15 protein-coding genes are annotated in these 18,323 nt (G+C 52.3%); 11 read left to right on the top strand and 4 right to left on the bottom strand.

The features are described 5' to 3' along the window. Positions 1 to 39: 39 nt before the first annotated feature. The 4 genes from FOE74_RS02685 to FOE74_RS02670 all read right to left on the bottom strand — a co-directional run bounded on the left by FOE74_RS02685 (position 40) and on the right by FOE74_RS02670 (position 4,898). Entirely contained in the window at positions 40 to 975 is a 936-nt protein-coding gene (locus FOE74_RS02685) for a transglutaminase-like domain-containing protein (RefSeq protein ID WP_149097049.1), read from the bottom strand. A gap of 307 nt (positions 976 to 1,282) precedes the next feature. Then, a complete protein-coding gene (locus FOE74_RS02680; RefSeq protein WP_149097048.1) occupies positions 1,283 to 2,911 on the bottom strand; it encodes an acyl-CoA carboxylase subunit beta in 1,629 nt (542 codons plus the stop codon). Between the two features lie 183 nt (positions 2,912 to 3,094). Further along, entirely contained in the window at positions 3,095 to 4,108 is a 1,014-nt protein-coding gene (locus FOE74_RS02675; protein WP_149097047.1) for an MlaD family protein, read from the bottom strand. A 13-nt stretch (positions 4,109 to 4,121) separates the two neighbouring features. Then, positions 4,122 to 4,898, bottom strand: a complete 777-nt coding sequence (locus tag FOE74_RS02670) for an N-acetylmuramoyl-L-alanine amidase family protein (protein ID WP_149097046.1) — start codon at positions 4,896 to 4,898, stop codon at positions 4,122 to 4,124. A gap of 68 nt (positions 4,899 to 4,966) precedes the next feature. Between FOE74_RS02670 and FOE74_RS02665 the strand changes: the two genes are divergently transcribed. From FOE74_RS02665 to FOE74_RS02615, 11 genes are all read left to right on the top strand, one after another. Continuing rightward, positions 4,967 to 7,642 carry a putative LPS assembly protein LptD gene (locus tag FOE74_RS02665; protein ID WP_149097045.1) on the top strand — a complete coding sequence of 892 codons (2,676 nt, stop codon included), beginning with the start codon at positions 4,967 to 4,969 and terminating at the stop codon, positions 7,640 to 7,642. Positions 7,643 to 7,887: 245 nt separating this feature from the next. Then, on the top strand, positions 7,888 to 8,706 hold the full coding sequence (gene panB, locus FOE74_RS02660; protein WP_149097044.1) for a 3-methyl-2-oxobutanoate hydroxymethyltransferase: 819 nt from the start codon (positions 7,888 to 7,890) through the stop codon (positions 8,704 to 8,706). Between the two features lie 194 nt (positions 8,707 to 8,900). Next, positions 8,901 to 9,587 carry an RluA family pseudouridine synthase gene (locus tag FOE74_RS02655; RefSeq protein ID WP_149097043.1) on the top strand — a complete coding sequence of 229 codons (687 nt, stop codon included), beginning with the start codon at positions 8,901 to 8,903 and terminating at the stop codon, positions 9,585 to 9,587. Positions 9,588 to 9,917: 330 nt separating this feature from the next. Next, positions 9,918 to 10,652 (top strand): acyl-CoA desaturase, encoded by a 735-nt coding sequence (locus FOE74_RS02650; protein WP_149097042.1) that lies wholly within the window; start codon positions 9,918 to 9,920, stop codon positions 10,650 to 10,652. A gap of 311 nt (positions 10,653 to 10,963) precedes the next feature. Next, complete coding sequence (locus tag FOE74_RS02645) at positions 10,964 to 11,515, top strand: 30S ribosomal protein S16 (RefSeq protein WP_149097041.1); 552 nt, start codon at positions 10,964 to 10,966, stop codon at positions 11,513 to 11,515. An 11-nt stretch (positions 11,516 to 11,526) separates the two neighbouring features. Continuing rightward, positions 11,527 to 12,111 carry a ribosome maturation factor RimM gene (rimM, locus tag FOE74_RS02640; RefSeq protein WP_149097040.1) on the top strand — a complete coding sequence of 195 codons (585 nt, stop codon included), beginning with the start codon at positions 11,527 to 11,529 and terminating at the stop codon, positions 12,109 to 12,111. Next, a complete protein-coding gene (gene trmD, locus FOE74_RS02635) occupies positions 12,098 to 12,787 on the top strand; it encodes a tRNA (guanosine(37)-N1)-methyltransferase TrmD (protein ID WP_149097039.1) in 690 nt (229 codons plus the stop codon). Before rimM ends, trmD begins: the two co-directional genes overlap by 14 nt. Before the next feature lie 84 nt (positions 12,788 to 12,871). Continuing rightward, positions 12,872 to 13,225, top strand: a complete 354-nt coding sequence (rplS, locus tag FOE74_RS02630; protein WP_149097038.1) for a 50S ribosomal protein L19 — start codon at positions 12,872 to 12,874, stop codon at positions 13,223 to 13,225. A gap of 287 nt (positions 13,226 to 13,512) precedes the next feature. Beyond that, complete coding sequence (locus FOE74_RS02625; RefSeq protein ID WP_149097037.1) at positions 13,513 to 14,526, top strand: DUF1259 domain-containing protein; 1,014 nt, start codon at positions 13,513 to 13,515, stop codon at positions 14,524 to 14,526. Between the two features lie 1,427 nt (positions 14,527 to 15,953). After that, entirely contained in the window at positions 15,954 to 16,379 is a 426-nt protein-coding gene (locus FOE74_RS02620) for a hypothetical protein (RefSeq protein ID WP_149097036.1), read from the top strand. Positions 16,380 to 16,402: 23 nt separating this feature from the next. Beyond that, a partial coding sequence (locus FOE74_RS02615) for an Ig-like domain-containing protein (protein WP_192576579.1) occupies positions 16,403 to 18,323 on the top strand: 1,921 nt, incomplete at its 3' end.

The raw sequence follows: 18,323 nt of genomic DNA, 5'->3' as shown, positions 1-18,323 counted from the left end.
CCATTTCTGGCCCATTAAGGCTAAAGTAGGCCGTAAATGCTAGAGGTCTTCTTCGTCGTCGTCTTCGCCGTAGCTGTCTCCGCTTTCCTCGTCTTCGTTCAGGCCGCCTTCTGCGGCGCCCTGGGCCTGGGCCGACTCTTCATCGCCCAGCACATCTAGCAGCCGCTCTATCTCAGTGGCTTTCTCCGGGTCGTTCAGTTTCTCATAGGAAAGGGAAAGGTTCCGGAGCGCCCGCCGCACAATGTCAATGGGCGAACAGGGTTCATAGAAGATTTCCAGGGGGTTGAGGTTGAGCTGCAGCAGGTAATTGTCAATGTCGCTTTTGGTGAGGATCAACCCCCGGTTGTACACGTTGATGTAGAACTGCGGCAGGATCTCGCTCTTAAACGTGAGCACAAACAGGTTGGGCAGGTTCACGCCGTACACGGGCAAACCCAGGCGCTGGGCCAGGGTCATGTACACCACGCACAGCGAAAGTGGGTTGCCGCGTTTGGTTTCCAGCACCTGGTTAAGCATGGAGTTGGCCGGCGCATGGAAGTTCTTGGTATTCGCCGAGAAACGGTGCAGCTTGAAGAGCACGTAATTGAGGGTTTTCACCTGGTCATACGGGTGCATGTCTGGGCGCACGTGCACCCAGGCCTCATAATACAGCTGGTCAATGGAACGGTTGAGGTCTTCCAGGCTCACGTCTGGGTATTGGTACGAACTCACCAGCCACATGCCCCGCACCAGATCGGTGCCGCCTTCCTCTTTCCAAGCTTTCAGGCGTTGCAGCAACGAGGAGTACTGCAGGTCATGGATCAGGTCCTCCAGTTTCTTCTGATGCTCGGGGTCCAGGCTTTCTTCCCAGGCTTCCTCCAGAAAAGGGGTAATGGTATCGCCTAGATCAACAATGCGCTGGTGCACGTGCGCCACCACCTCCGGATCCTCATCATCCAGCAGAGAGATCAGGGCCTTTATTTCTTTATTGGTCAAACCTTTTTCAATTAAGAATTTAAAAGTAGGAATTAAGAATGGAATCTGCCGAATCTCTTCAGGAAACGATGCACCAGATTCTTCTTATCCTGCCTCCCTCCAAGAACGAGAACCGGGGCAAAAGCGTTTCCAGACGCCTTTCCCAAAAGCAGCCCAGAAATGCTTCCCTGTTCTTTATGGTAAGGCGGTCAGGGAAAAACTAATTCCTAATTCCTAATTCCTAATTCCTAATTCCTAATTCCTAATTCCTAATTCCTAATTCCTAATTCCTAATTCCTAATTCCTAATTCCTAATTCCTAATTAAAATCAGGTTTGGATCACACCCACATTGAAGGGCTTGGTGATGGGTGCGTTGTTGGCTGCCTCAATGCCCATAGAAAGCACCTTGCGGGTTTCCAATGGGTCAATGATGCCGTCTACCCACAGGCGAGCGGCCGCATAATACGGGCTCAGCTGCTCATTGTACCGGTCGGTGATCTTGTCCAGCAGCTCTTTCTCGGCTTCGGGGGTGATGACCTCGCCTTTGGCTTTGAGGGAGGCCACCTGGATCTGCAACAGGGTCTTGGCCGCCGAGGCGCCGCTCATCACTGCCAATTGTGCCGTAGGCCAGGCATAGATGAGGCGAGGATCATACGCCTTGCCGCACATGGCGTAGTTGCCGGCCCCGTAGCTGTTGCCTATCAGAATGGTGAATTTAGGAACCACGGAGTTGCTCATGGCATTCACCAACTTGGCCCCGTCTTTGATGATACCGCCGTGCTCGGCCTTGCTGCCCACCATGAACCCCGACACGTCTTGCAAAAACACCAGCGGAATCTTCTTCTGGTTGCAGTTCATGATAAACCGGGCGGCCTTGTCTGCGGAGTCTGAGTAGATCACGCCGCCCATCTGCATCTCGCCTTTCTTGCTTTTCACGATCTTGCGCTGGTTGGCCACAATGCCCACGGCCCAGCCGTCAATGCGGGCCAGCCCACAGATGAGGCTCTGCCCGTAGAGGTCTTTGTAAGGCTCAAACTCAGAGTTGTCCACCAACCGCAAGATGATCTCCATCATGTCATAAGGCTTCACGCGGTCCTGCGGCAGAATCCCATAGATTTCCTTCGGGTCCAGTTTCGGCGCTGCCGATGGCACGCGGCTGAACCCGGCTTTGGGGTTCTCGCCCATTTTATCAAAAATGTTCCGGATATGGTCTAGGCACTCCTGGTCGGTCTCAAACTTATAGTCGGTGACGCCGGAGATCTCGGAATGAGTGGAGGCGCCGCCCAGGGTTTCGTTGTCAATGGTTTCGCCAATGGCGGCTTTCACCAGGTAAGAACCGGCCAAAAAGATGGAGCCGGTGCCTTCCACAATCATGGCCTCGTCGCTCATGATGGGCAGGTAGGCCCCACCCGCCACGCAGGAACCCATGATAGCGGAGATTTGCACGATGCCCTCTGAGCTCATGATGGCGTTGTTGCGGAACATGCGCCCGAAGTGCTCTTTGTCTGGGAAGATCTCGTCTTGCATGGGCAGGAACACCCCGGCGCTGTCTACCAGGTAAATGACCGGCAGGCGGTTTTCCAGGGCTATCTCCTGGGCGCGCAGGTTTTTCTTGGCCGTGATGGGAAACCAGGCTCCGGCCTTCACGGTGGCATCATTAGCAATGACCATGCACTGCCGGCCTTTTACGTAGCCAATACCGGCCACCACGCCGCCGCCGGGGCAGCCGCCGTATTCCTGGTACATGCCCTCGCCAGCGAAGGCGGCAATCTCCAGGAACTCTGAGTCTTCATCTAACAAGTACTGGATGCGCTCCCTGGCGGTGAGTTTGCCTTTCTCGTGCTGCTTGGCAATGGCTTTCTCGCCACCACCCAAGGCTACTTTGTTGTGTCTGGCCTTCAGTTGGAAGCTAAGTTGCTTGAGGCTGTCTTCGTTCTTGTTGAATTCAATATCCATAGATCTATGAAAGCGGTGGTTAGGGGTGAATGCCCCACGTGGGGTAGACAAATATAGTAAAATTCAGAAAAGCCTAACAGTTGTTAGGCTTTTCCCTTCCTGTACGCAAGGGCATAAAAAAGCGTTTTGGCCCCGCTTCATTGAAAACGGCACCAAAACGCTTTTTAAAAGGCATCCTCCACGTTATTTCTTCTCTTCTACCGTACCGGCATTCTGCACGTTACCGGCATTTTTCACTTTGTTGGCATCCTTCACATTAGAGGCCTTGTCTACCTTGGTACCGCCGCCTATCTGCAAGAGCGAGAAATGCACGTACCGTTTCGGGTTGGCTTTCAAGTCCATGAGCAGCGCGTTCAGGCTCTCGCTGGAGCCGTTCAGGTTGCGGTACAAGGAGTCATCGTTCATGAGTTTTCCCAGGCTGCCATTGGTCTCATTGAGCTTGCTCATGGTGAGTTGGGCCTGCGAGATAGTGCTATCCAGGCCTCTGATGGCGCTGTTCATGGAGGCCACGTCTATGGTATCTGTGATGGTGTTCAGGTTACTGGCCAGGCGGCTGAACTTGGCCTCCGTGCCGCGCAGGGCCGCAGTCAATTGCGCCAGGTTGCTGGTGATCTCGTTGATGTTGCCTTGGTTGGCCAATGCCACCGCCCGCAGGGTCTCAGAGGTAGCCTGGGCGTTCAGAAGAATGGATTGGATGCTTTGCTTGGCATCTTTGTCCAGGAAGCTGTTCAGCCTTTGCAAGGTAGAATCAACGGTACCCAGCACAGGCATGGCCCGTTGGGAGAGCATGTCCGTGATGCTTCGTTTCACAAACGGGATCAGGTACTCGCCGCCGTTGTAACGCGTTTTGTTGCGCCCCATGTAGAGCTCAATCGCCTTGCTCCCCAAGATATCTGAGCTTACCAGCATGGCCACGGTAGAATCACCTACGTCTATGTCTTTCTCCACGTCAAGGGTGACCAGAATCTTGTTGCCCTTTTTCTGGTCTAGTACCATTTCTTTCACCAACCCAACCTTGAACCCATTGATGAGCACGGGGTTAGAAACCGCCAGGCCTTCCACAGAGTCATAGACCACATGGTAGGTACGGGTAGAGGAAAGGATACTACTGCCTTTTAAGAAGAGAAAGCCCACGTAGAGCGCCGCCAAGGACACAATGCCCAGCACCGCTACTTTGAGTTCTTTAGAAAATTTCACAGGGGTAAGATTTTTAGTTCATGGCTTCCAGCTCTTGCTTATAGTCCTTAAAAGCCCGGTAGATACCTGATGCCATATACGATTGATTGGACTTATCGTTGAGGAACTTCTCTTCCTGCGGATTAGTGAGGAACCCGATCTCAATCAAGGTGCTGGGCATGGCAGACTTCCAGAGCACCAGGAACCCCGCTTGTTTCACGCCGCGGCTGGAACGGCCCACTTTGTGTTTGAACTCCCTCTCTACCTTCTGGGCAAACCGCAGGCTGTTCTCCATGTGGGCGCTTTGGTATAAACTGAAGAGGATGTGGCTTTGCGGCGAGGTAGGGTTAAAGCCGTTGTACTTTTTCTCGTAGTTTTCTTCCTGCAAGATAACCGAGTTCTCGCGGGTGGCTACGGCCAGGTTCCCGCTGGTCTTGTGCAACCCCATGGTATAGGTCTCTGTGCCGAAGGCGGAGCTGGGTCCGGCGTTGCAATGGATGGAGACAAAAAGGTCAGCGTGGTTTTTATTTGCGATACCGGCCCGGTCAATCAACTCCACAAAACGGTCGTCTTTGCGGGTGTAGATCACCTTCACGTCCGGGATGTTCTCTTCAATCAACTCGCCCAGTTTGAGGGCTACTTTGAGGGCAACGTCCTTCTCCTTGGCAGAGGCGCCGTTACAGCCTGTGTCTTTTCCGCCGTGGCCGGCATCAATCACTATGGTCCGTATTTTTACATCCTTCCGTTCAAAGGTGGTGAAAGAACTAAACAGTAAGAAAGCAAGGAAGGTAAGCGAGACAATATTTTTCACAGGATACGTTAGTTAAAAGCTATTGTTAATAACTTTGTCCTAGGTTAACAAAATAACAAAAAAAATACTTGAATCAGAAGAGCCCCCTCCTGTTTTTGGCAATTGCCCTGTTTTACGGGATTGCCTTTTTTTCTGGCAATGAGGGACACGCGCAGGTTCGCCCTACCCGCTCTGACTCCTTGGTGGTTACCCCCAAAGACACCGCCGCCGTTAAGAAACGCGGCGACATTGAGACCACTATCAATTATAAAGCCAAAGATTCTATCCGCTATGATGCGGTAAGCCAAATCATGTACCTCTACGGTGATGCCCACATTGACTACGGAGAGGTAGCCCTGGACGCCGCCTTTATCCAGATCAACTGGAAGACCAGCATCATTGACGCCGAAGGAATGAAGGACTCTGCCGGGGTGCTCCAGAACAAGCCTTTGTTCAAAAACGGGGCGGAAACGTACCAGGCCGAGCGCATGAGCTACAACTACAAGACCAAGAAAGGCCGGGTGATTGGCGCGGTCACCACGCAGGGCGAAGGCTTCATCCACGCCGAGACCATCAAGCGCGATTCGGCTGGCAGCATCTATGGCCGCCACGCCCGCTACACCACCTGTGACCTGGAACACCCGCACTTTTACATAAAGGCCACCAAAATGAAGGTGATCCCCAATGACCGGGTCATTGCCGGGCCTTTCCACCTGGTGTTCGCTGATGTGCCCACGCCCATAGGCCTGCCGTTCGGGTTTTTCCCTTCGCCCCGTAAAAGAGGCTCCGGGGTGATCATCCCTACCTTTGGGGAATCAAACCAGCAGGGGTTCTACCTGCGGGAGGGTGGTTTTTACTGGGCCATGAATGAGTACATGGACCTGCGTCTCACCGGTGACATCTACTCGCTGGGCGGGTACGGCGCCCGGGTACAGTCTACCTACACCAAGCGGTACAAGTTCAGCGGAAGCTTTTCTTTGAGCCATACGTTCATCAAGGCCAGCGAAAACATAGGCGCCGGGGCCACCACTGACAATGTGTACAACTACCGCTCAGATTCGCGTGACATCTGGATCAGCTGGAGCCACCAACCGGTCACCCGCCCGGGCCAGGGGCAATTCTCAGCCAGCGTGAACGCCGGTAGCCAGTTCTACAACCAACGCAATTCCACCAGTCCGCAGAACGCCCTGTCGCCGGCCTTCAACTCTACCGTTTCTTATCGCAAGAGCAGCCCCAACTCGCCTATCAACTACGGCGTGACCATCTCCCAAAGCCAAACCACCAGAACACAGGCCAACGCCCAGGGGGAGCAGGTACCGGTGCAGCAGATGAGCTTCACGCTGCCGGACTTCAGTTTTGGGGTGGCCAGCCAGAGCCCTATTGAATGGTTTGGGGGCACCCTCACCGGCCGCTGGATTGAAGGCATCAGGATTGGGTATAACCTGAACGCCCGCCAGTACGTGACCAACAACATCTCGGCGGGTTCAGGCCTGGGCTTCCCGTTCTCTAACCGCATGGGCCGTGACACGGTGGTGGCCATTAACGGTTCCAACCTGTCACAGATTTTCCGGAATGCCCGCACCAGCATCAACCATGACATTCCTATCACGCTGGGAACCGTTAGCCTGTTCAAGTACTTCAAACTGACGCCGGGCGTGAGCTACAGTGAGAGCTGGTTCACCAAGAAATTCACGTACCGGAACGTTCCGGGATCAAACCTGCTGGCGGTAGACACCTTGAAAGGACTGCAGCGCACGTATCAATACCAAGGCGGCGTTTCCCTGGCCACCAACCTGTACGGTACTGCCCAAATCAAAGGCAAGAAGATTGAAGCCATCCGCCACACGCTTACCCCCAACCTCTCCTATAGCTTCCGGCCCGATTTCGGGAACCCCGAGTTTGGTTTTTATCAGCGCGTGCAGCGTGACAGCTTAGGCAATACCCAACTGCTTTCCCGGTTCCAAGGCCTGGAAGGGAACGTGCCCGGCCCAGGCTTGAGTAGCGCGCTTTCCTTCTCCGTCAACAACAACGTGGAGATGAAGGTGAAAACCGATAGCGCCGGGGTCTTCAAGAAGGTAAGCCTGATAGACGCCTTCAACCTGGCAGGCTCTTACAACATGGCCGCCGACTCCTTCAAACTCTCCAACATCAGCGTGAACCTTTCTACCAAGTTGTTCAACAACGTGGGGGTCACCCTTTCAGGAAGCTTTGACCCTTACCAATATGAGAATGGGCGGCCAGTAGACAGATACCTGATAGAAGGCGGAGGATTCCGGTTGGCCCGCCTCATGAACCTGAACTTCAACACCGGCTTTGAGTTCAACCAGCAGGCCCGCAAGCAACAGGCCGCCTCCGGGGCTGCACCGCCCACTAACCTACCGGCCTTGCAGCGCACAGTGACCGCCGCCGATTACGTGGAGTTCAACATTCCCTGGACCCTGTCCGTGGACCTTACCTCTAACTTCACCAGAGACGCCCTCACCGACAAGCTCATGAACAACGCCACTTCAGCGGGCATCAACGGTTCGGTGACGCTTACCGATAAATGGGCGGTAAACTACACCACCAGCTATGACCTTAAGAACAAGATCCTGAGCTACACCAACATTGGCATTGTGCGCGACCTGCACTGCTGGCAGATGTCTATTGACTGGGTGCCGTTTGGGGTTCTGCAGCGCTATTCCATCAACATCAACGCCAAATCTGCCTTGTTGCAAGACCTTCGCCTGAGACGCAGCAGCAGCGCCAGCGGACGGCCTTACTAAGGCTTAACTGTCTTTCCTGATCTACCCGGCGCGGCCATCTTCCAGCAAGGTGGCCGCGCTGTTTTTGGCCTGTTTTCCCAAAAGCAGGGCACATCCCTCCTGCTCCCGGAGGCCTTTTCAAGAAGTTGATCATGCGCTGGCGTCCTCCTATGGGCCATTTCCAAGCCAGATAATTTCTGGTTTTTAGGCTCTGATTCCAAATTCCCACTCCTTACCTTTGCCCAAGGCTAATACACTATTTGATTATGTCGGTTCAGAAACGCGAGGTGAAGATTGTAACCACCCACCAGCTGCAAAGCATGAAAGAGCGAGGCGAGAAAATCTCCATGCTCACCGCCTATGACTTCTCCATGGCTACCTTGCTGGACGCGGCAGGCACAGATGTCTTATTGGTAGGGGATTCTGCCTCTAACGTCATGGCGGGCCATGAAACCACGCTGCCCATCACCCTGGATCAGATGATCTACCACGCCTCTTCTGTGGTGCGCGGGGTCAAACGGGCGTTTGTGGTGGTGGATTTGCCGTTCGGGTCTTACCAAGGTAACTCCTCTGAGGCCTTGCGTTCGGCCATCCGGATCATGAAAGAATCTGGCGCCCACGGCGTGAAGCTGGAAGGTGGCGTTGAAATAAAGGAATCCATTACCCGTATCTTGAGCGCAGGCGTTCCCGTGATGGGGCACTTGGGCCTAACTCCGCAGTCCATCTATAAATTCGGCACTTACTCGGTACGCGCCAAAGAAGAGGCTGAAGCCGAAAAATTACTCTCAGACGCCCGCCTGCTACAGGAACTGGGTTGCTTTGCCATTGTGCTGGAGAAGATCCCGTCTTCGTTGGCCAAGCGCGTGGCAGATGAACTGGAGATTCCTATCATCGGCATAGGAGCCGGACCGCACGTTGATGGCCAGGTGCTGGTGATCCATGATCTGCTGGGCATTACCAAAGAATTCAAACCGCGCTTTTTACGCCGGTACGCCGAACTCCATGACATTATCACGGGCGCGGTGAGCAACTACATCCAAGACGTAAAATCCCTGAACTTCCCCACGGAGGAAGAAGCGTATTAGTTTTTAGTGATTAGTTGGTAGTGATTAGTGGAATAACTTTTAAGCAGATGTAAGATTGGCTACGCCTAAATATCTTATAAGGCTATTAAGGCTATTTTTCACAAAACACGCCCAAAACAAGTACTCTGCAGGCACCAAAGACAACCACAGAGAACTAATCACTAGGCACTCATCACTAACAACAATTCCCACCCATGCCCGCTCCTGCTGCGTTAGACGTCCTTTTTGAAGACAACCATATTCTGGTGGTGAACAAGCCCAGCGGAGTACTGGTACAGGGCGACGAGACGGGCGATGTTCCTTTGTCTGAACTGGCCAAAGAGTACGTCCGGCAGAAATACCAGAAGCCCGGCAATGTATTCATGGGAGTGGTGCACCGCCTTGACCGCCCTGTGAGCGGCGTGGTGTTGCTGGCCAAGACCTCAAAGGCCCTGAGCCGGCTGAATGAGCAGTTCCGGCTGCATACCACCAAAAAAGTATACTGGGCGCTTACCTTGCGGGCGCCAAACCCTGAGAAGGGCACTTTGGTGCATTGGCTCGTGAAAGATGCGGCCCGCAATACCACCAAGGCCCTGACCCAGGAAAAGCCCGGCAGCCAACGGGCAGAGCTCAGCTATTCCCTGTTAAAGGGCACCGCTGGCAGATTTCTGGTGGAGGTACGCCCAGTCACTGGCCGGCCGCACCAGATACGGGTACAACTGGCCTCGTTGAAATGCCCTATCATTGGTGATTTGCGGTACGGCGCCCCAGAACCTCTGCCTAATAAAAGCATCTGCCTGCACGCCCGCGAACTGGGTTTTGAGCACCCGGTCTTAAAAACCTGGGTGACGGTGCAGGCCCCTCCCCCGTCTATTGCAGCCTGGCTGCCGTTTCTGCCGTAGTTTTTTCCATCTCCCGCCAATTCACCTGTTTAGGCAACGTATTACAGAGAAAAAAGCAAAGCTTCTTCCCCGCGGCAAGACTATAGAAACTTTTGCTCTTTGCCCATCTTCCCTAAGGCAGAAAAGTACCTTTCTTCTCCGTCTGCACCCCGCTTAACCTTTTTGGCCCGGTTACGCCAAAAATGATTTTCATCACTTTGCCAAATTTTCTGGATTTGTTTTTACGCCGTTAAAGACAAGCGTTGTAGCTTTGTGAACTTATTTACCACAGTACTGTTTCAAAGGAGCCCGCTCCTGTTTGGCACAACTAATTAATTGCACGCTTCACGCATGATCATTCTCCTCTTTTTTGTAGCACACTGGTACCTTTCCCTGTTTGTGCAGACGTTCTACCTGCACCGGTACGCCGCCCACAAGATGTTCACCATGAACCCTTTCTGGGAGAAATTCTTCTTTTTGCTCACGTATCTCAGCCAGGGTTCTTCTTACCTGTCGCCCAGGGCGTATGCCATCATGCACCGCATGCACCATGCCTTCTCAGACACGGCGCGTGACCCGCATTCCCCGCATTTCTCGGGTAACGCGTTTTCCATGATGTGGAAGACCAAAAACATTTACAATGATTTTCTCAACAACCGGGTAGAGCCTGAGATGCGCTTTGACGGCAACTACCCTACCTGGCGCGCTTTAGAAAGCATAGGTGACCACTGGGGTTCCCGCTTGGCGTGGGGTGTGCTGTACGTGCTTTTCTACATCAACTTCGCCACAGAGTGGTGGATGTACCTGCTGTTGCCTTTGCATTTCCTGATGGGCCCGCTGCACGGCGCTATCGTGAACTGGAGCGGCCACAAATACGGCTACCAGAACTTTGACAACCATGACAAATCCCGCAACTCGCTTTTCTTTGACTTCTTGACCGGCGGCGAGCTGTTCCAGAATAACCACCACAAACTGCCTAACCGCGTGAACTTCGGGGTGAAATGGTGGGAAGTAGACCCCACTTACCCGGTGATCTGGACCCTAGATAAGATTGGCATCATTAAACTGAAGAAGGCCCGGGCCTAACGTTAGAAAGTTTTAACCCACAAAAGCCCCAACCCCTGAAACGGAGTTGGGGCTTTCGCTTTTTATCCGCAACACCATAGTTATCCTTTGGCGTCCCCCTGTTTCCACCTCGCTTTTCCAGATAAAGCCCGTTTTGGCCCTGTTTTCAGAATAGTACCCCAAAAACGCATTCGGCCCACCACATCTTCAAATCTGCAAATCATTCACATCCCTAAATCTTCTAATCCACAAACCGTTAGCACATTCAAAAATAGTTGCGTACATTTGCACCCCAATGCCGGACGGGATCCGGCGCATTAACAAATTTAGCTATGGCTGTTAAAATCAGATTGGCCCGCAGAGGCCGCAAGAAAGCTGCGATGTATGATATCGTAGTTGCAGATGCCCGTTCACCACGTGATGGTCGTTTCATTGAGAAACTGGGTACGTACAACCCCTTAACCAACCCCGCCACTATCAACTTCAACGAAGACAAAGCGTTGGATTGGGTATTGAAAGGTGCACAACCTACAGACACCGTGAAAGCCATGCTTTCTTACACCGGTGTGATGTTCAGAAAACACTTGCAGATTGGTGTTTTGAAAGGCGCCGTGACGCAGGAGCAGGCAGATGCCCGCTACGCTGAGTGGAAAGCCGCCAAAGAAGCCAAAATCACTGGCAAAGTAGAGAAATTAGGCACCGACAAAGCTGCTAAGAGACAAGCTGCTCTGGAGGCTGAAGCCAAAGTGAACACTGCCCGTGCTGAAGCAATCCAGAAGAAAAACACGCCTGTAGCAGAAGAAGCCTCTGCCGCTGAAGGTGAGGCCACAGAAGGTGCCGCTGACGTGCCAGCTGCTGACGCTACTGAAGAAGCACAAGCTTAATTTTACCGGCCATGACGTTAGACGCATGCTTCCAATTGGGGTATATCGTGAAGGCGCATGGCACCAAAGGCCAGGTAGTCGCGTTTTTTGACGTGGACTTTCCGGAAGAGTACGATGAATTGGAATCAGTCTTCCTGTTGATAAACGGGAAACTGGTTCCTTTTTTCATTGATGACCTCAACCCCCAGGACAAAGGCCGCAGCATTCTCAAGTTTGAGGATGTGAACACGGTGGCCGATGCCGAAAAACTCAAAGGCGTAAGCCTCTACCTGCCCCTGAACCAGCTCCCAGAGCTGGAAGAGGACCAGTTCTACTTCCATGAGGTGATCGGGTACACGGTGGTAGACAAGCAATTGGGTGAACTGGGTACGGTGCAGACGTTCTTTGACTTGCCTAACCAGGATTTGCTGGCCATGGAGTACCAAGGCCATGAGGTACTGATCCCGGTTCAGGATGAGATCATCTTGCGCACCAGCAAAGAGGAGCGCAGACTCTACGTGAACCTGCCAGAGGGCCTGCTGGAAGTTTATACCCAACCCTCTAACCGTCAGGTAGAGGAACCACCTTTGGAAGAAGAGGACGATGACAAGGTTTGATATCATCACCTGCCAGCCGCACCTGCTCACGGGTCCTTTTGACCATTCCATCTTAAAGCGGGCGCAGGACAAAGGCCTGGTGGAAGTACACTTGCATGACCTCCGCAAGTACGCCATCAACAAGCATGGTCAGATTGATGACTATGCGTTTGGCGGCGGGGCCGGCATGGTGCTCATGGTAGAACCCATTGCCAAGTGCATACGGGAACTCCAGGCCCAGCGCCCCTATGATGCGGTGATCTACATGACCCCAGACGGCCAAACGCTGAACCAGCCCATGGCCAACCGGTTGTCTCTGCTGCAGAACATCATCATCCTGTGCGGCCACTACAAAGGCGTGGACCAGCGCGTGCGGGACCTGTTCGTGACCCATGAGATCAGCATAGGTGACTATGTGCTCTCTGGCGGAGAACTGGCCGCGGCGGTCTTGGCTGACTCGCTCATCCGGTTGATCCCGGGGGTGCTCAACGATGAGAGCAGTGCGCTCTCAGACTCCTTCCAGGACAATCTGCTGGCGCCACCGGTTTATTCCAGGCCCGCTGATTTTGAAGGACATGGCGTACCAGACATCCTGCTGTCTGGCAATACTCCCAAGGTAGAGGAGTGGCGCTTTGAGCAGGCCGTGCAACGCACCAGGCAACTGAGGCCGGATTTGTTGCGCGAAGAAAAAAATTAGTAGTTGTTGATTTACAATTAGAAAAATAACGTCTATATTTGCACTCCGAATTTTGCAGATAAACAGACACTATATATTATAGTCATGAGCGATTTAATTAAACTAGTAGAGCAGGAATACACTGAGAAGCGTGCCTCTATCCCTGCTTTTGCTGCTGGCGACACCGTGAATATTCACGTTAGAATCCGTGAGGGTAACAAAGAGCGTATCCAGCAATTCCAAGGTGTGGTATTGCAACGCAGAAACTCTGGTGCCAGCGAGACTTTCACTGTAAGAAAAGTGTCTAACCAAATTGGTACTGAGCGTATTTTCCCGGTTCTTTCTCCAAATATTGAGAAGATCGAAGTAATCCGCAGAGGTAAAGTGAGAAGAGCCCGTCTGTTCTACCTGAGAGGCCTTTCTGGTAAAGCTGCCCGTATCAAAGAAAAAAGAGGTTAATCTTTACAAGATTAGTTTTCCCATACTTTTAGTGCTGAAAAAGCCGACCTCCCCGAGGTTGGCTTTTTTGTTGCCTTTCCATTACGTTTACCTATAGAAATCCCCACTGCGTTCCTGCCCTCTTTTCAAGAAAATAGCCTAAAAACGGCTGCTTCCTCCCCCTTAAGAGAAACCCTCTCCCGTTCCCTCCGTTCGTAGAAAGTCACCTCCGTGGGCCTCGGGTTTGCCTGGCTCTGTATTCTGCATTTCACAGCATCATGTGTTTCTAAACCTTTGCATTTGTCTTTATGAACAGACGTCATGCTTTACAGGCCACAGCCCTTTTGGGAGGAGCGTCTGCCCTGGGCGTATGGGAGCTGTCTGCCGCTCCCGCCAAGAAAAAAACGCCTCCCCTCACTCCCGCGGAGATAGTGGCCATTGAGGCTGCTTTGGGCAAGAAAGGCACCTACAAAGAAGAAGAGGCCACGCACAACACGGCCCTTCCCCGCAATGATCTGAAGGTGAGGGTAAAGGGAGAAGCCGTACCCATCCCCTTCGGTTTTGGAGGATGGGTGGCCATCAAAAGAACCGTAGATGGTAAAACGGCCATGCTCATGAGTGATACAGTGCTCCTTCAGGAAGAAGTCAACCCCTTGATTTCCGCGGCCCTGGCCAACGGACTGGAGATAAGCGCCATCCACAACCATTTCTTCTATGAGGAACCCCGCATCTTTTACATGCACCTGCACGGCATGGGAACTCCCGCGGAACTGGCCAAAAAGTTCGCTGCCACCATCAGCCAGAGCAAGATTTCGCCCAAGAACCAGCCGGGTGGGCAAGCGCCAACGTCAGGTACCCAGAGTGGGAATACAGCTACGGGGGCCGCTGCCGCTCCTACAGGGAAGGAGAATTTTGACCTCCCGGCCCTGGATGCCATTGTAAAGCACACCGGTACTGTCAACGGCCCTACCTACAAATACACCATTGGCCGCCCTGACTTAACGGTGATGGCGATGGGCGCCGAGATGACAGCGGCCATAGGCCTGAATTCCTGGGCTTCGTTTGCCGGCACCAAGGAGAAGGCGCATATAGCCGGCGACGTGGCAATGCTGTCCTCAGAAGTGAACCCGGTGATCTCGGCGCTACGCCGGCATAACCTGGAAGTGGTGGCGCTGCATAACCACATGCTGGGGGATGACCCGCACATGATCTTCCTGCATTATTATGGCCAAGGACCGGCCACGCAATTGGCCCAAGGGTTCAGGGCTGCCCTGAATGAGCTAGGAAAACACGGGAAAGGCCTGAACCATCAGAAACATTGATCTGTACAGAAGACCGGCCAGGGGCAGTTGCTTTGGGCAAGTAAAGCTCTTACCCCACCAGGGCGGGGCATATTTGCCACTTTATTTGCCAACAGCAAGAAAACTGGGGAATCAGTCTGCAGAGAAGCAGGCTAAGAAGAGTCCGCTGAGGCAAGGCAGGAAGAGACCGTCGCTCTACCAAGCAAGCTTTTTGGCGAACTCTCCGCAGAATAGCAATAAGCCCCCATCCTGACTGTGTTCTGGGGCTTTTTTTTGGCTTGACTGATCAGGCACGTCACCTAGGACCTAACCATCATCAGAGTACCTTTTACTAGCGTGGAGTTGGTTTCACGGGAGGGGCCCTTTGCCATATATAGCACTGATTTAATGCTCTTCAGAAAACGAGCCTTTGATTTAAGGGATGGTGAAAATGTTGGCTAATCACATCTAATTCCTCTGGCGCCAGAGTCTCAGGTATCAACGCTGTACTCTCCCTGATTCCCCGTATTTTTGGCTTATGCCATGGAATACTTAGAAGGATATTTCCAACTCCTTACAAGAGTATCGCTATACCTACTTTTAGGTAATTATTAGAAAAACAACCATTTATTACAATTTTTTATTGGCATAATTATTTATTTTTTTACTTTCGTTCTGTCAATCTCTTATGCCCCGCAGTGGTTAATAAGAGTTGATTTATAAGCAATTAATTTGGGAGGCCCTGACTGCTTTACCTAAGTAACTTGGGTTAATGCCGTCAATAGTTGATCACGGCATAAAACTCCCATTATCTAATCAGTTTAACAGAAAGCATTGAATTCTGAAAGGTAAAAAATTGCATCCTTACCTGTTCTTTAAATTTAGACAACTACAAAGGCAAGGAGGCAACTAGGTTGAAAAGAATTACAGGAACAGATTTAAAGTGGTAGTAAGTGAACGCTTCATGTAAGGCATGAGGTGATGGTATTTATTTTTCCTCCCTAAAAGAAAATACGATGAACGCTATCATGAAAGTGCCCTTTTTGCCTAAAAACGCGAAAATATGCGCTATTCAAGGGGTTGGTTCCTTAGTACCTGCTTATCTTTCTAATGCCCCAAATGGAGCTTGATGTAATTTGATCCTTATTTCCTTGTTAAGGAAAGCCCTTCATTGGGCATCGTTTAATCTCCTTTTAATACTTTCTTCCTTTGCACAAAAAGTGCAACAGGCTTTGCTTTGGCTAACGCCAAAGGCTTAAGACATGACCATACCCTATGGCGGGGTGAAAAAGCTATCAATCCCAAAGAATTCCAGTCTTCACTGGATAGTACGCTTTCCTATTTAATTATTCTTCAAGGCTAAAGCAGGCCCAGCCAAAACTGTTTACCGCTCCCCGCAACACGTGACAGAACGTGGCTTGAATTGGTATGTCCATTTTTTTCCTATCCTCAACCATTGCAGAAATACTATGAGAATTAATCAGTATTCGCTCCAAAAGTCGAAGGGCTTTGGTAACGCCTTCAAAAAGTTTAAGATCCTCTTTTTCCTTCTGGCAGTTTTCACCTTCGCTGCCCAAGAAACCAAAGCCCAGGCAGGCGGCAAAAAAGCGGCTCCCGCCACCATCAGCAAAGACATGCTCATTACGCTTGATGCCTCGGCGCCCCTGGCAACCCAGTATGTTTTTGACATCAGTGGCCTTGGGTTCACGAATCAGGAAGAGGCTACCAGTTTTTTCAACCGGTACAGAGACAACCTGGTAGCCTTCACCGTGGACTACCCAAGCAAGAAAGTGACCGTGGAGCTGCATACAAAATATGCCCCGGCCTCCTGGAGCCTGGCAGAATGGAACGGACACTTCAAAAAGAAGGCGAGCAATTACCAAGCAATCAAATGAAGAAACCTCTACCCTAGAACGTTATGAAAAAACTATATACTAGTACAGTATTGCCTCTGTACAGGATACTCCTCCTGCTGCTCTTGACCACCACTGCTGCCTTAGCGCAAAAAATTGGAAATGACGCGTTCCTGAAAGGCCAGTACCTGGAAGTGGGTGTCTCCCGCGCAGGATCATTCGGTACAGAAACGGCCGCCCCCAGTGGCTACCATGCCAACTCCAGCGGAGGCTTTCTGGGCTTTGTGGCTGATCCGGCCAAAGACGGCTGGGACGTGGGCACCCCGGCCCATAATGGGGACTATTTCGTGCCTGGTACCCCGGAAGAAGGCTGGGGCATTGAAATCAACGGCACCAACTATTTCAACTCAGCCTTGATGAGCTCTTTTGGGGTTCCTGGCTCTATCACAGATTATACCAACACCGGGAGCGAGGTATCGGCTACCTGGTCTGGCGCGGTTGCGGGCCTGTCTGTATCGCAGCGCACCTTCTTCCCTACCAATGGGCTTTATTTTGTGATGCAGGTGACCATAAGAAACACCACTTCTTCCCCCATGCCCAACGTGTTCTACATGAGAAACGTGGACCCCGACAATGAACAGCCCTGGACCGGCGATTTTGATACCAGAAACACGGTGGTGTACCAACCCACCTTTGCCCCCTGTAATGAAGCCCTGGTAGAGGCAGTGGGCCTGACCTATGGCCAGTATCTGGGCTTAGGAACCAAAGACAGCCGGGCAAGGGTTACCTACGGCGGCTTCTCTAACAGAGACGCGAGCGCTGTCTGGACTGGTGACGGTTTTGCCCAATCCGGTACCAATGAAGCCGATGAAGCCATCTCCCTGGCCTATAACTTCGGCACCCTGGCGCCCGGCCAGGAAATCACTTTTTCTTATGCCTATGTACTGGACCGTTCCCAACTCAACACCGCGTTAGAGGCAACGGCAGAACCCTATATCTTTGCCAACGGCACAGACATCACTGCTACCGGCGTATACCGCACAGAAACCGTTGCGCCCGTCACCCTGGAAATTAAAAATGTCTCTGGGTATACCTGGACCTGGGAGCCTGCCACAGACCTGAACACCACCACCGGTTCTACCGTGATTGCCACCCCCACTACCACCAGAACTTATAAAGTAACCGGCACCCCTACCTCGGGCTCCGGCGGCGGATGCGGATCTGGCTCTGGCATCATCACCAGAAATATTTCCATAGTGGTGAATGCAGTTAGAGCTATCAGGTTGAGTTTTCCCAATGGCTTCGTAGCCAATGTAGGTAGTGAATACTGTGTATTGGCGACGGCCACCGATATAGATGGCCAACCAGTAGCCGGAGCTCAGATTGACTTTTCCGTCACCAGAACGAATGTCCTTTCTGGTTCTGCAATCACCGGCCCAGATGGCGTTGCCCGGTTCTGTTACATCGGCACCAAGGCTGGAACCGACTTAATTGTAGCTTCAGTTGGTGGAGTTGGCGCTGGAGGTGGACTGACCTGGATCTTCGATAAAGTTACCATTGATTTTCCTCCCATACCTGATAAGCTTACAACAAGTCCCCCATTCACGGTGACCGCCACCGCTAGTCCTGATTTACCAGTGATGCTTAGTATAGTTTCTGGTCCGGCCACTATCAGCGGCAATACCATTACCCTAACCGGGATGGAGGGAACAGTAGTAGTGAGTGCATCCGCAGGGGCAATGTCCGTTACCCGAAGTTTCTTGGTAACAAGTGCGCCTACTCCTGTTACCTGCGCCAATACCGGCGGCATCACGTATGAGTTCTGGGCCGGCGCCTCGCCGCGGGCCGTGGAAGTGGACCAGCTGCCCGCCGGCACCGCCCCCACCTCCACCAGCACCCTCTCTTCCTTCTCCGCCCCGGCCAACGTGGCCGAGAACTACTTCGCCCGCCTCAGAGGCTACCTGTGCGTGCCCATGAGCGGCATGT

The sequence above is a fragment of the Rufibacter glacialis genome (genome assembly GCF_008271745.1).
GTDB lineage: Bacteria > Bacteroidota > Bacteroidia > Cytophagales > Hymenobacteraceae > Nibribacter > Nibribacter glacialis.
This window is presented reverse-complemented; position numbering and strand designations above follow the sequence as displayed.

Excerpts from the sequence above, each read along its gene's own strand:
- FOE74_RS02680 (WP_149097048.1), bottom strand. The coding sequence starts at position 2,911 with ATGGATATTGAATTCAACAAGAACGAAGACAGCCTCAAGCAACTTAGC.
- panB (WP_149097044.1), top strand. The coding sequence starts at position 7,888 with ATGTCGGTTCAGAAACGCGAGGTGAAGATTGTAACCACCCACCAGCTG.
- FOE74_RS02655 (WP_149097043.1), top strand. The coding sequence starts at position 8,901 with ATGCCCGCTCCTGCTGCGTTAGACGTCCTTTTTGAAGACAACCATATT.
- FOE74_RS02650 (WP_149097042.1), top strand. The coding sequence starts at position 9,918 with ATGATCATTCTCCTCTTTTTTGTAGCACACTGGTACCTTTCCCTGTTT.
- FOE74_RS02645 (WP_149097041.1), top strand. The coding sequence starts at position 10,964 with ATGGCTGTTAAAATCAGATTGGCCCGCAGAGGCCGCAAGAAAGCTGCG.
- rimM (WP_149097040.1), top strand. The coding sequence starts at position 11,527 with ATGACGTTAGACGCATGCTTCCAATTGGGGTATATCGTGAAGGCGCAT.
- trmD (WP_149097039.1), top strand. The coding sequence starts at position 12,098 with ATGACAAGGTTTGATATCATCACCTGCCAGCCGCACCTGCTCACGGGT.
- rplS (WP_149097038.1), top strand. The coding sequence starts at position 12,872 with ATGAGCGATTTAATTAAACTAGTAGAGCAGGAATACACTGAGAAGCGT.
- FOE74_RS02625 (WP_149097037.1), top strand. The coding sequence starts at position 13,513 with ATGAACAGACGTCATGCTTTACAGGCCACAGCCCTTTTGGGAGGAGCG.
- FOE74_RS02620 (WP_149097036.1), top strand. The coding sequence starts at position 15,954 with ATGAGAATTAATCAGTATTCGCTCCAAAAGTCGAAGGGCTTTGGTAAC.